Here is a 13,290-nt window from a genome sequence, read left to right on the forward strand (position 1 = left end):
ATACAAGTAAATCATGCCATGCACAATTCATACCTCAAGCACCTTTTCTAAACATCTAAGGTATGCCCAAGTTATTAGATTTAGTTGTATGATCTTGAAGTCTCTTTTCTGCTCATATTTCCCCCGTCTTACCCTATAATTATATATTATTATTATAATATTGCGACCACTCGACTCCATGAAGCATCTGCTTTCTCTAATTTTATTGGAAAACAGCACACTTTAAATCCATAAGGTTTAGGAATACTGGTTAAATTACAAAGCCGTTCTATCTGTAAATAGGGATGATCCCGTCCGATAAAATGAGATGGCCATAAGCAATCTTTATTCCCGGTTTTTTTATAATCGTTAATCATCTCTATGAATGGCCGATCAAAGCTAAACGCATCTGTCCCAATAATCTTTACTCCTTGCTCTACTAACCATTGAACAGCACTACTTTCAATCGCTCTATAGTGAGTAAAATAGGATTTTGCTCCCAAGAGTTTATCAGCTCCGGTATTGATAAGGACAATATCATTTTCTTTTATTTTATAATTAATTTTCTTTAATTGGTTTTCTACCGCCTGTTTATCAATTGACTGATTATCATGACTAAAATCGAGTAATACGCCATGACTATAAAACCAATCCAAAGGAATGTCAGTAATTGTTGCTGGCCGCTCTTGCCCTTCATGCCACCCATAGTGATAGGGAGCATCAATATGCGTTCCGGTATGCGTGGTCAAGTGATAATACATCAGTGATAATCCCATACCATCAGGAAAATCATTGTGATCAATGATCCACTTTTTGCGTTTAAACAGTTTTACAAAGGCTCTTTTCCACCATGAACTGGTATGGAAATACAAATAACTCTCACCTAATTTATTGGCTCCCTCTTTATGATCAACGATTCCCCTAGTTACTTTCTCAGGTTCCCAAAAATCACAATCTATAGGAACACTTAAGTCAATAATATTACTCATCTTTGTTCCTTATAATTTCGGAATAGTTTATTTCCTTGATATTTGGTGTAGAAATTACCTTCTTTTGAGATAAGGCACAAACAAATTGCTGATTATGAATCAATAATGTGCTCGCTTCTAATTCTTTCATATCTTTAACAGAATCAGGGTTATTAGCCAATAATTTCTCATGTAAAGTCGAAGCAAATAATTTAATATATGCTTCAAGTCTAACCCAATAGTATAATGACATTAAATGATAATAATCATGAAATCCGGGACTTACTCCTGATCGTTGTTTTAACATTACACCTTGCATATATTCCAGCTCCTCATCTTTAATAAAAGATTCAATAATTTCTGAAAATTTTACCTTAGAAGGAGTGACTTCAATATCAACACCTATTTCCCTTGAGCTAAAATCAATGGCACAATAGTTTCCTGAGGCACTCAATGAAAAATAATATTTGAAGTCTTGCTCCGTGGATATATAAGGTTTCCCGTTATCATTCGTTATGATTTCATAATCAGATAAATACTGACTTAAAACATAACGTAATGCAGCCCGTCTAAATATAAATTTTTTTCTTCTATCCGCTAAACAAATTTGATTATGGCGAACTATATCGGAACGGTGAATTAACTGTTCAATAGAAGCTAAATCAATATCGTCGATTTTTACAATCCAAAGATCAAAAAAATCAGAGGATAAAGAAACACCGTCCATGATTAGTAATTACCTAATCCACCACACACATTAAGCGCTTGAGCGGTTACAGCCCCGGCGAGAGGGGATGCAAGATAAGCAACCATTTCAGCCACTTCATTAGGTTCAACGTATCTTCCGATAGGCACACGCTCTTCTACTCTTCTTTTCGCCTCTGCTACATCAGTGCCCCAAATTCTGGCGTAATGCTCTCTGACACGCTCCGCCATCTCACTCTCAACAAACCCAGGACAAACCGCATTAACCGTAACACCTGAACCATTACGCGCTAATTCAAGCCCTAATGATTTAGTCAGGCCAACAACGCCATGCTTAGAAGCAGAATAAGGCGCGCCATGAATAACACCTTGTTTCCCGCCGGTGGAGGCAATATTGATAATTCTGCCGCCAGATGACATTAATTTTCTTTTCAAAACTTCATGGATAACAAAATAAGTGCCATTTAAATTAATGTTTATGACATTTTGCCAAGTTCGTGGGCTTATTTCAGCAGTAATACCGCCACCAGAAATGCCAGCGCAATTCACAAGCACCGCCAGCTTATTATCTTCAAGCTCTAGTTGGTCAAACGCTTTTTTAACATCTTCATGATTAGAAACATCACAAACTATTTTCTTTGCAAATTGACTACCATATTTACTGCGTAGCTTGTCAATCGCACTATCAAGACGCTCAGGAGTACGCGATAATAATATTGGTTCAAAGCCATCTTCAGCTAATCTTTCTGTAATTGCGAAACCAATATCTCCTGTCGCACCGGTAATAAAGGCATATTTCATCTGAACTATTCCTATCGTTATTTATACCCGTTATCTTTCAAGTTGCCTCTTTGTTGGCTGCACTCACTCACCCCGGTCACAGAGTTATCTATGCTCCCGGGGATTCGATCCCTTGCCGTCGCGATGCATATTGAAATCTATAGGGTATATATTATTGCTATTCACGGAAAAACACGATTACCCCTAATAAACATTATTCACAAACTAGTGACAGTTTTTGTCAGCATTTACAAAAAATATTAACCAATTCTCGTAAAAATCAATAATATAACAATGTTACATTTACTACAACGTATTAATACCAAAATACTTTATCATACCGCTATACAAATTCATCTTTTTCTGACTAATCAGAGAATCAAATAAATAATCAGTAATAACCACTTTATTTACAATTGGTTGGAAAATAAGATATTATGAATTAACCGTTAGGTTATTTTTTCATGGAATGACAATTGATAGATGGGACGACGTGTAATATAGGAAAATCTGAAAGCTTTTACTACCTATCTCTTAAACAGGCTTATGTGCCCAATTAACCCCATTGTCCGCATAGATTGATGATACATCTTCTAATAACACATTCTTACTATTAGGATGTCAGATCGTTTAAAACCGGAGATATACCAAAGTTAATCACCGGCCAGCTTATGTGATAGTTTAATGTATGCCTGATTCCTCTATAAAATATAACTTTTGGTTATATTAGATATAATCAATAAGATATATTCCGGCAACGTTATTAAAAGGAATTAAATATAAAGATCATAATTTCTTAACATTCTCTATCAGAATAGTTTAGATCTTAATTTTATAACAAACAATTCGCTTATTAATAAAAGCCTTACCGGATATTTATTATATTTACGCGACTTTTATTATTTTATCTACCGCGACAGTCACCATACCTTCATGATAACTAAATTCAAAATTCCAACCGAGCCGATTTAGCATATTGAATAATTTATCAATAGTGTGGTTTTCCAGCTTTCCATTAATAATCTCGCTAATTCTCGCTTGAGTCGTTCCCAAAAGCTCCGCCGCTTTTACCTGACTTAAACCGCGCTCCTGAATCATCTTGCGGATGATCACCATTAATTGAGCGCGAATATGTTTATCATTTGCTTCGTTAGGATTATCGCTTGATGAAGCATAAGGGTTTTTCGTTACTATAAATTCCATAATCTCCGCCTTAATTAGTACAGTGCCGGTAAGAAAACGATATCAAGCAAGAAAATATATCAAATTTGATATAAACGCAATATCTATCCAAACACGGTACACTCATTCATAAGGGCCAAGGAAACGCACCCCGTTAATTTGTCGCTCATTCGATTAGGCTCCCTAATTTTGCATCAATCATAGCTTGCGTGAGTTCTCCTTGCTGCATGGCCCACTCGCCAAGTTCAATCAAAGTGTCGCGGCTCGGGTACTTCATCATCTTGAGGTCAGTTGCATTAACCTGAGTATGACCGTTGAAACGTCGAAAATTCTCATCAACAACGGTCGTGTTCAGAAACACAGCCAAACCACGGGCCAATCGTTCGGGTAAACCATGCTTGTTCTCATGAAATAAGTTCAAATGGTTCTCGAAGCCCAGTACGGGCGCGTCGCCAAATGTATCTGGTTCAACCACATTCGCCATGATTCGACGCTTTTCCTCTTTGGACGAAAAACGCCTTACCACGCAGTAAAAACCGCTTGGGTAAAGCCATTTTTCAGTGTCAGTGTTGCGTTCAATAGCGTTAGGCTTTTTCATACCTTCGATGGGCCATCGAGTAACGTTGCTGCTGAAATGGCCGGGGTAGAGTAAAGGCACCGTCCCCGGCCCAGGCATGCTGCGCAGGTGCGCTTTCAGCCGGAAGTCAACTACAGGCCCAGTAGATACCTTGATACCAAGGTCAGCCAGCGTGTAGCGGATCGCCGAGGATAGCTCAAGGGGGCTTTTCTCCGGCGACGTGGGCACATGGATAAATTGCTCGGGATCATCCGGGAATACAATCCGATCAAATGGATACTCATGGGTAACAAGATCAGTGAAAGCATCATCGGTCGAAGTTGATACCGTTACTGGCCCTTGCTGACCACCACACTCAAACCGGATGATGATATTCTCCTGCAAAACTTCGTCATCTTTGAATGCTTTGCTGCGCGATTCGAACAAGTGCATATGTCGGATAGCTGCACGCTCTAGAATGAAATTACGGAACGGGCGGTAATAGGGTCCGTTGCAGAAACTGCGCGGGATGATCGCCACAATCTGCCCTCCCTGCACCACCTCAGACACGGCAAGCGCCACAAAGGCCGAATAGAGGTTTACTGTCTCAATACCAACACGGCGCAAAGCCAGTCGATGCGCTGAATTGCTGTTGATCTTCTTGTAAGGAGGATTGAGGATCGCATGTGTATAGCCTTGCCCCTGCTGACCTTCGGTAGTTGCCAATTCGATATAATCACCCACGATGATACGCGGCGTGACACAATTGTATCCAGCCAAGTGCTGTGACAGATAGCCACACAGGTTGTCATCAATCTCGTAAGCCGTCACCTCGGCGGACTCAAAGTCAAAACCGCCCGCCACCCATCGATCAAGGAAGGCACACGACAATGCTCCCACTCCGGCTCCCGCATCTAATAGACGGCAGGTACGCAAGGTGCTAGGCGGAAAAAGGGATGCCATAAAACGGGCTATGTTAGCAGGGGTCATGAATTGACCGAATTCAGCCTTGCGTTTCTTAGTAATCCGAGGAGCAATCTTACGGCGCACACTGTCTGTGGTGTCTAATTGTTGGAGCATTATCATATCTGGATAGTGAGTTTCGTTCAGTGTAAATGATACACCACCAAGCAACAACGAAACCTGATTTTACATCAATATGTCTTCTACACCGTTTTAATTTCTTAACCCGCCACAAACTTACCCTCCTACTTTCAACAACAAATAATAGCGATTCAGCAATTGATTAAAACGGGTGTTAATTTGCATCAGTAATGCCAGCGATACGGTACCGCTCTTTTTTTGTTCCGCCAGTTGACGTAGCAATTCTTCTAACGGCGGAGTACTCGCCAACGGTTGCCGAATACCAAACACCATAGACTTCAATTCAGAACCGGTAAGATAACGACCACGTTTCTCGTCCAATGCGTCAAGTCGTTCTGTCAGATGTTGCAGGCGTAATTGAGCCTGATGGTAATTTTCCAACGCCTGCATAGGCAGCGCCGCCGCTTCACGCCGGTGTAACCACTGATTTTGCATATCCTGTACTGCCTGGCTGGCCGGCCACAATGTGCGTAGCTGTTGCAATAGATGAGAACCATAATTCAAGGGCCACAAGGCCGGTAAATCGTTTAAATTTGTCAGTTGCGCACGACTCTCATCCAACGTTTTATCCTGCAATCGGCTCAGTAGCGCCGCGTTGTCCGATTGGTGTAATTCGGCAAGTTGAGCCGGCAGCAGTGTCTGCGGTAACGGGTAGGTCGTCGCCAGCAAAGCCTCAACCAATGGGGACGGTTGTTGCAGCTTGTCCACCAGCCAACCGCCTGTCACCACTAACGCACAAAATACAACTCCCGCTACAAAACCGTGCCAAACTTTCCAGCGCGAGGCAGCCAAGATCTGAGCGACTTTGACTTGCGGTTGCACCGATGAGGTTGCCTCCTGTACCACATAGATCAGTTGCAGCGCAGACGATTCCTCGGGCAGCAAAATAGCATTGCCTTCTACAGGCTGCGCAGAGGCGAGAGATACCGGTACAGAGCCTTTTTCCTGCTCCAGACACTCTAATCGTCGGGCGCTGTTGTGAAGCTGTACACGCAAGCTGTCAAGTTTACTTACATGTTTCAGCTCCAGACGTTGAAGCACCTCGCACAACTGTTCAAGCACCTTTTCCACGCGGTAAATGAGCGGCAAGTCAAGATAAGAGAAGACGCAAGTACGCAATACCTGCTGTAAACGTGCAACCAGCCAGGCGAAAATTTCAATCCGTGCATGAGTCGGTTGAGGCCAGAACTGCGCCCATTGATGGCTCACTAATCCATCAACCAAGGCTAATCCTTCATCAATACCGGCTAATCCGGTGCGTTGAGCTCGGGCCAATGTGTACCAGGCGGCACTTTGTAGCTCTACGCCATTTAATCGAAACAATGACAAGCAAAGTTGTTCAACTCTGGCCCAATCAACATCGGGCCGAGCCGGATGGTTCAATTTACCTATTTCTTCTTTCAGCGCCCTGAATTCCGGCAGTGCGCGTGGGTCATCCCCGGTATGTATCGTGTTACCGGATGATATTGCAGTCATAACAGTTATCCTTATCAGACTATTTCAGCAAGCTAGCCTAATGAAACAGAGGGTTAATCTATATGGCCCTGTTGGCGTAAATGGCGGATTAATACCTTTCCTTCCGGCACAAATTCTGTACTAAAACGCACTAATCCTATCTCTTTCAACTCAGCGTTGATGTCATAACGCAAGTGTCCCGGCTCAATTTGCGGCAATAACGTGATATAGACTTGTTTCAAACGCGGCTCATAGGTCAACAACGTGTGTTCGATTGTGGCAATCAGATCCTGTGACGACGCGGGCAGCCCCTGCAAGATGACGTTGAAATCAGGCAGACCATAATCCGGCAAATGAGCAATCGAACCCGCACGACTGCTAAGGATACGTTGCATATTATCCATCACGGATAAAATCACCTGATTTCGTTCATCGATCTGTTTGAGATCCAGCCCGCCGTTAAAGTTAAACATCAACATTTCGTAAAGCGAAGGTCTTAGATGTTTCATTGATCACCCCTTCACATTCAATGTCAGTGTGCCTTTATCCAATTCGATGGTGCGCGGTTTATCAGCATCCAACTCATCACGTCTGATCACCAACCGCCAACTCTTATTGGCGGCATCCGGTGTGTGAAATAGCCCCACAACCCCAACAAACCGTGCCGTTTTCTCCATCAGCATATCCAGTGACACACTCCCCTGCGGCGCCACTCGGATATCCCGCTGCGCCAGCCGATCCGCCTTAAGCGCTTCGCTATCGCCTTTCACCAGTTCCGCATAACTGGCACGCTCAAACGCTTTATTGTCTTTAAGCTGATAAACACGTATTACCGTGCTCAGCGGAACTTGCGCGCCGGTAGTGTTAAGTGCGCTGCGCGCACTGAAATCCAGACGCAGCGTTTTCACCTGCTTATGGAAAATGGAATGCGTAACAGCTGCCGTGCCATCAGTTACGGTCTGTGTCAGACCACATCCGGCTAACCCAACCGTCATCAAACACACTATGCCGCCCATCATGACGGATTTAAAATTGATAGCTGCCATTCTCGGCCTCCCTATATTGATAACTCGATAAAAGCCCTTGATAGTGCCCCAGATTAATTTTCACCATGCCAGAAACCGTTTGTGATCCTGGTTTCAATCCCAATACACCTGTTCGGCCTAACCGAACACGCTGTTTCCCCAACTGCGCTGACGGCAATACCCATTTGGGTAAGGTGAGCTGTAATCGCACACTGCAACGCCAGCCCAGATAAACACGCAACAACACCAACAGGTCGGTATTCAGTTCCCCCTGCGGTAACCACCCCTGCGCTTCATCGGTATCTTCGGTATAGAGCTCCAGCACCATTTGGCTGTTAACATCCGTCCCTACGTTGCCCAGTACTGGGCGTTGAGAAAATTGAACCGGATGGCGACGACTTAAGCGAACCGGTTGGGTCAACCGCACTCGCCTGCGATCATGGGGAACCACCTGTACCTGCGTGAGAGGAGCCAACAGCTTAACCAGCGCCATCACCCCTTCCGCTATCCGGGTCGGCAATCGCATGATGCTGAGTAGGGCCAAAAAGCGAGAAACCGGCGTTGCAATATGTTGCTGGCTGCCGGTGATCCCCAAACCAATCAGCCCAAGCAGGCACTGCGATGTTTCATCTTGACCACTCGGTTCATAAGTCGCGGGATAGGAATATTTACACCAGATACGGTAATACTGGGTCATCATTCGATGGTTAAAAATATCCAGAAAGTCCGCCACGCCTTCATAGCCTTCACTCTGCTGGACGATATCGTTCAGATAAGCGGTGGGCAGCGGTGAATCGACGCCATACAGGCCGAGAAACGTCGTGCGTACTGTCGGTGGCTGTTCAGGCTGTTGCTCATCCCACTCCACATTTTTCAGTTCGCCGGCGGGAAAACCCATACCGGGATCAGGCCGGAAACGGATCGGATCATCACCGGGCGACATCGTACTGCCCAACGGCGGGCATCCATCTCGCATACTCTCCAGCAACTGGCAGAAGCGATAAAAGTTAAAATCGTAAATATTCGGCGCCAGCTGCTGCATTAGCCGGGAATACGCTGATTGTGATTTTCTTGCCATCGCAAACATCTCCCAGAAGGTTGAAGGACCAGTGTCAATTGGTTAAACAGATGAATATCGGTATATAGCGAGAAGAAGCGGTTAAGCAGCTCGCCGAACAGGAAAATATCGCCCTCGCCGGAGAAGCCGTTGCTATTAAGGGTTATCTCAATATCAACGCCCCGTAGCAGGAAGCCCTTTTCAAAACGTTGGATTAAGGCGTGTTTCACCCCAACAATGGCGTCCAGACAGCGGCAGTTCATCTCATCATCGGTCCAGTTATAAAGCCCTAACGTGCCGCGCAGCACCTCTGGGTTATCCATCATGCTAAGAAAGTTAGAACCGAGATGGCTCAATATCCGCCAGTGGAAACGATCGTTCGCCGGGGGATAACAGGGCAATGTCGGCGAGCAAAGGTTCCTTACGCGCAGCTGGCCTGCGGCGGAGTGTAATGTCTGCTCAAGTTGGGTGTTACGTAATGCCTGACGAGGTAACTGCCCGTTGGTACCGGTAATACGCAGTGAAAGGGTTTCATCATCAAGCTCAGGGTCAGTCTCAAACGATTCCCCACCGAGGATCAGCCAGGTATCGTGCAAACCCGAGGGGCCTCGACATACACGAGTATGGAAATAACGCTCCGGCGCGGAACTGCGCATAATGCCGCCCCGATGGCGAAAGCTGCTAAACGGTACAAAACACTGCGCATCACCTCGTCGGGAAGAGGAGACTTCATCCACCGAGTAAATTTCAGTATGACCATCCTGAATACGCATTGGGCGCAATAGATACTCATTTTGCATACGCGAAATGTGCATCGGATCAGCTTCAACACGGAACAAATTGATTACCGGCACACAGTGCAATCGGATATTTTCCGCTGAAAATTTCAACTCATAAGGCCACGGCTCACTCAGTACGATATCTAACTCAAACCAAGGCGTATTGGCTGGAATGTCTAGCGAATCCAAACCATTGAGCGCCACAAACATAAATTTTTCACGGAAAGTAAAATATTCGATCAACAATTGATAACCACTGAACGCGCTCTCCTGTTTCGGCCACAAAACATCATCGTTGTCGAATCCCATTGGGGAAAAAGAGCCATTCTCAAGACGAGAACGCCCTTCCCGACTGGGCAAGCGTGCGTAAATGTGTTGAGTCTGTCGGGTCAACGCCAGATGTAAGGCAGAACTCACCGGACGGCCAGCTTTGAGATACAGAGGCAGCCGTGACAAATCCACCTTATCCCACTCCGTCAACTGGCCGCAGTCAAAACGCAAACGGATCACTGAACGGCCGTCGGCTTCATTTTGCAACGTCGCAGAGGCGATATGCAGCGGTGTAATCGGTATATCACGGGTAGTCCGATAATAGCAGCGGGTCTGGCTTGGCCCTACGGGCTGAGATATCACTTCAAACCCTTTGGCGATCACTTCACTTTTTGGCAAAGTCTGATAATCAGGCGCCAATTCAACAATGGAGAGTGAAGGAATAGTGCGCAGATAGTGCGGCCACAGCAAACTCACCAGCCCTTCCGTCAGTTCCGGCAAATCATCATCCAGTTTCTGACGCATCCGCCCCATCAGGAAAGCGAAGCCTTCAAGCAATCGCTCTACATAAGGATCAAGATCCCGATCGTCACTCAGATTCAGCATGGCGGCCCGATCCGGGTGCGCCTGCGCAAACTCTTTACCCGCCTCACGCAGATAGTGCATTTCCGCTTCGTAATAGCGGAGAATTAAATCATCCATATCATCACTCTTAAGGTTGTTATAAAAACGAAAAAAGGGGTAAAACTCGTCGAAAAGGTGTATGGCCCCACCTACACCGGACAGACAACATCAACCACAAAGCACCGAAGCTCTGACCGGATCAATCGCCACCAACCCAGCCAGCAGAGCCTCCATCCGTTGCGCCATCCTTGCCTTATCATGTTCACTGCGTTGGGCTTTCATGCGCAGCAACTTAAGCAGACACGCTTTTACCTCAAACATCAGCTCCGGCTCCCATTCGCCAAGATTGAATTGCTCATCGGCGTCAAGCTCGGTCAATAAATGCAGCGCCATTTCATTTTTGCCGTATTGCTCCGCCACCCGCGCCATCAGCAAACGTTGTAACCAGCGGTGACGCGCTCCATTGATGCCGGGCAATTGCCCCAACCAGCGTAACGCCGCATCAATGCCGTCGCTGTCCGCCAGTTGCAACGCCTCCGCTTCCAGCGACAAAACATCATCATCGCGCCGAGGTTGCGCCGGTAAATGCTCAAACTGCCAGTCGGCCTGATTGTCATGAACCTGTTGGGCTATCCAATCGGTTGTCACCTCATCAGCAAAGGGCGTTCCATCGTTATAGGCCATACTCTCCAGCCCCGGCAGCCGTTCAAGCAGGATTCTCAGATCGTGTTTGATGATGTCCGCCCAACCTTCGTAAGGGCAACCCAATCGGTTTAATGCCTGACAGAGATACCACTGCAAATCCAGCCAGAAATGATTCACCCCTTCCGCAAACATGCGCTCGGTTTGCTCCAATAACTCATGCCAGTTCTGTTGCCGGTAGAGCCGCTTTAACTGGGCGCGATATTCGGTGCGGGGAGGCACCAGACGAGTGCGCTCATCGGCATCCTGTGGCGGTAGCTGATGTACGGTATCCCAACGAACACTGCGTATCAGCCGGGCGGAAGAGAGCCAGCCCTGAGGCTGATCACTGAGATAACGCACCAGTTCCCGCGCCTGATTCAACAGATCACGCCCGGATTGCACCTGACGCCATACCGGTGGTTCACCCGGCGCTGACGCATTGCTCTGCCCGCCCGATGGAGCTGCCGGAGCGGCAGTTTGCGGCACCACTGCACTCACGCCGCCGGACTGAGCTAACCGGTTTTCTAGTGTTCTTGCCAGCCCAACGAGGCTTGGACGAGATTCTTCATCCCAAGAGGAAAATGAGTGTTCCAGTAACACCAACGCCGCCAGAATGTGGTCAAAATCAGTCCGGTTGACCTCTGGATAGCGAGATAAACTGTCCCGCATTTTTGCGCCGGTCAGCCACTCCAGCGCGGCTTTACGGCTGCTAGTCCGACTGGGCAGCAAGGCTTCGCCAAAACGATCCACCAGCCCGGCCAATAGCGCCAACCCTTCTGCCAGACCACGCTCCCCCTCACAATGCAGCCTGGCCCACACATAGTAGGTCGCCACGCGGACATCTTTACATTTGGTGGTCAACAACCTTTCCGCCAGTTGACAAATCAGAGCGGTATCAATGCCACTGATTTTGTTGACCTCCTCCCGCATATGCTGAAAATCGTCTTCATAGACCGGATCATTACCTGTGGGCGCATCGGAACTAATGGGTAACAACCAGTTTTCCCACAGCGCCGCGTTCTGCCGTGCTTCTGCAAGCGCATCGCGTTCAACAAAACAACTCGCAATTAGCTGTTGCAGCATCTTTATATTCTCCTTTAATGCTGAATATCTCTGTCAGCCACTGGAATTCTGCTCATTAATAAAGAGACAGAAATAGCTCCACCATCGCTATTGAGCTGATTACTCAAGCGAATCGCACCTTTAAACATCATCATCCCTATATTATTAAGAATAAATTTTTCACATTTCCAAGGTAATAATATTTCCTTGATTATTAGATGCCGCCTGTGAAAGAGACTCGATGATTTTTACCAGATCTTCTCTGGCAATAAATTTCTTCGAAAATACGATATCGATTTTCTGATTTAAATAAACAGCGACCAGCACACTGTTTTCACGTTCCTCAACCTTATTAATACATCCATAAGGCAAGAAAATAGTTTTACTCAAGGCGGTCGGTGTTAACAAAAAACCATCCTCTTTCTCGGCAAAGAAACAGCGATCTTCTGTTTTACGATATGAAACGAAATGCATCGCCGCTATCATCATACAAATATTAATCGCGCCATGAATTAACATCACCAGCGTCAAACCACCAAAAATACACGCTTTTTTCCAATATCTGTCCCGTACAAAATAAACTGCGGAATCAGCAGCATTATTACCTTGATATTCAGAGAATGGGGATAGCGTAACTCTTTGAATCGACAACAAACAACCAATAAAATAAACCGCGCCAAATGGAAAAAAACTCGACACAATAAAAGAGCTGATTTTTGCATACTTTGGCATTTTGAGAATAACAAATAGATTAACCACCTCCAGCAAAATAAAAACCACCATCAAAGCATTCACTATTGATGACTTATCAACAAGATATTGCTCTCTAGAAGAGAGAACAGAATAATCGGCACTAAGTACTGTTATAGCCGCCAGAAAGACGAAACAGGTTAATACATTAATAGCCAAACCTATCCAAGCTATTTTATAGATCTGATTCACAAAAACTCCCTAATTTACACAACATTACATATCAAACAGATAAATTTATATAAAACTTCACATTGGATAATTCGTGACTGAATTTTCCAAAGGTAAGCAATCTATTAATATCTATACG

General features: G+C 45.6%; 12 protein-coding genes. All 12 read right to left on the reverse strand.

Annotated elements, in window-relative coordinates; genetic code table 11:
- Positions 1–152 precede the first annotated feature (152 nt).
- The 12 genes from B0X70_RS21630 to B0X70_RS21685 all read right to left on the reverse strand — a co-directional run bounded on the left by B0X70_RS21630 (position 153) and on the right by B0X70_RS21685 (position 13,172).
- Positions 153–968 (reverse strand): cyclase family protein, encoded by an 816-nt coding sequence (locus tag B0X70_RS21630; protein ID WP_214069566.1) that lies wholly within the window; start codon positions 966–968, stop codon positions 153–155.
- Entirely contained in the window at positions 961–1,674 is a 714-nt protein-coding gene (locus tag B0X70_RS21635; protein ID WP_217470357.1) for a 4'-phosphopantetheinyl transferase family protein, read from the reverse strand. Before B0X70_RS21635 ends, B0X70_RS21630 begins: the two co-directional genes overlap by 8 nt.
- A 2-nt stretch (positions 1,675–1,676) precedes the next feature.
- Positions 1,677–2,453 (reverse strand): SDR family oxidoreductase, encoded by a 777-nt coding sequence (locus tag B0X70_RS21640; RefSeq protein WP_110086502.1) that lies wholly within the window; start codon positions 2,451–2,453, stop codon positions 1,677–1,679.
- 864 nt (positions 2,454–3,317) lie between these two features.
- Positions 3,318–3,635 carry a helix-turn-helix domain-containing protein gene (locus B0X70_RS21645; RefSeq protein WP_217470358.1) on the reverse strand — a complete coding sequence of 106 codons (318 nt, stop codon included), beginning with the start codon at positions 3,633–3,635 and terminating at the stop codon, positions 3,318–3,320.
- A gap of 145 nt (positions 3,636–3,780) precedes the next feature.
- Complete coding sequence (locus B0X70_RS21650; protein WP_217470359.1) at positions 3,781–5,250, reverse strand: Eco57I restriction-modification methylase domain-containing protein; 1,470 nt, start codon at positions 5,248–5,250, stop codon at positions 3,781–3,783.
- Between the two features lie 120 nt (positions 5,251–5,370).
- Positions 5,371–6,750 carry a VasL domain-containing protein gene (locus B0X70_RS21655; protein WP_217470360.1) on the reverse strand — a complete coding sequence of 460 codons (1,380 nt, stop codon included), beginning with the start codon at positions 6,748–6,750 and terminating at the stop codon, positions 5,371–5,373.
- 53 nt (positions 6,751–6,803) lie between these two features.
- Positions 6,804–7,238 carry a type VI secretion system baseplate subunit TssE gene (gene tssE / locus B0X70_RS21660; RefSeq protein WP_036809547.1) on the reverse strand — a complete coding sequence of 145 codons (435 nt, stop codon included), beginning with the start codon at positions 7,236–7,238 and terminating at the stop codon, positions 6,804–6,806.
- A gap of 3 nt (positions 7,239–7,241) precedes the next feature.
- Positions 7,242–7,775, reverse strand: a complete 534-nt coding sequence (tssJ, locus tag B0X70_RS21665) for a type VI secretion system lipoprotein TssJ (RefSeq protein ID WP_217470361.1) — start codon at positions 7,773–7,775, stop codon at positions 7,242–7,244.
- On the reverse strand, positions 7,756–8,832 hold the full coding sequence (tssG, locus tag B0X70_RS21670) for a type VI secretion system baseplate subunit TssG (protein ID WP_217470362.1): 1,077 nt from the start codon (positions 8,830–8,832) through the stop codon (positions 7,756–7,758). Before tssG ends, tssJ begins: the two co-directional genes overlap by 20 nt.
- Positions 8,796–10,562: a type VI secretion system baseplate subunit TssF gene (gene tssF / locus B0X70_RS21675; protein ID WP_217470363.1), complete on the reverse strand. Its 1,767-nt coding sequence runs from the start codon at positions 10,560–10,562 to the stop codon at positions 8,796–8,798. Before tssF ends, tssG begins: the two co-directional genes overlap by 37 nt.
- A gap of 90 nt (positions 10,563–10,652) precedes the next feature.
- On the reverse strand, positions 10,653–12,251 hold the full coding sequence (tssA, locus tag B0X70_RS21680) for a type VI secretion system protein TssA (RefSeq protein WP_217470364.1): 1,599 nt from the start codon (positions 12,249–12,251) through the stop codon (positions 10,653–10,655).
- 159 nt (positions 12,252–12,410) lie between these two features.
- Positions 12,411–13,172 (reverse strand): hypothetical protein, encoded by a 762-nt coding sequence (locus B0X70_RS21685; RefSeq protein WP_217470365.1) that lies wholly within the window; start codon positions 13,170–13,172, stop codon positions 12,411–12,413.
- Between the last annotated feature and the right edge of the window lie 118 nt (positions 13,173–13,290).

This window comes from Photorhabdus akhurstii (assembly GCF_019090985.1).
Taxonomy (GTDB): domain Bacteria; phylum Pseudomonadota; class Gammaproteobacteria; order Enterobacterales; family Enterobacteriaceae; genus Photorhabdus; species Photorhabdus akhurstii.

Bases quoted from the DNA above. Each gene is read 5' to 3' on its own strand.
- B0X70_RS21645 (WP_217470358.1), bottom strand. From the start codon at position 3,635: ATGGAATTTATAGTAACGAAAAACCCTTATGCTTCATCAAGCGATAAT.
- B0X70_RS21640 (WP_110086502.1), bottom strand. From the start codon at position 2,453: ATGAAATATGCCTTTATTACCGGTGCGACAGGAGATATTGGTTTCGCA.
- tssF (WP_217470363.1), bottom strand. From the start codon at position 10,562: ATGGATGATTTAATTCTCCGCTATTACGAAGCGGAAATGCACTATCTG.
- tssG (WP_217470362.1), bottom strand. From the start codon at position 8,832: ATGGCAAGAAAATCACAATCAGCGTATTCCCGGCTAATGCAGCAGCTG.
- B0X70_RS21650 (WP_217470359.1), bottom strand. From the start codon at position 5,250: ATGCTCCAACAATTAGACACCACAGACAGTGTGCGCCGTAAGATTGCT.
- tssA (WP_217470364.1), bottom strand. From the start codon at position 12,251: ATGCTGCAACAGCTAATTGCGAGTTGTTTTGTTGAACGCGATGCGCTT.
- tssJ (WP_217470361.1), bottom strand. From the start codon at position 7,775: ATGGCAGCTATCAATTTTAAATCCGTCATGATGGGCGGCATAGTGTGT.
- B0X70_RS21635 (WP_217470357.1), bottom strand. From the start codon at position 1,674: ATGGACGGTGTTTCTTTATCCTCTGATTTTTTTGATCTTTGGATTGTA.
- B0X70_RS21630 (WP_214069566.1), bottom strand. From the start codon at position 968: ATGAGTAATATTATTGACTTAAGTGTTCCTATAGATTGTGATTTTTGG.
- B0X70_RS21655 (WP_217470360.1), bottom strand. From the start codon at position 6,750: ATGACTGCAATATCATCCGGTAACACGATACATACCGGGGATGACCCA.
- tssE (WP_036809547.1), bottom strand. From the start codon at position 7,238: ATGAAACATCTAAGACCTTCGCTTTACGAAATGTTGATGTTTAACTTT.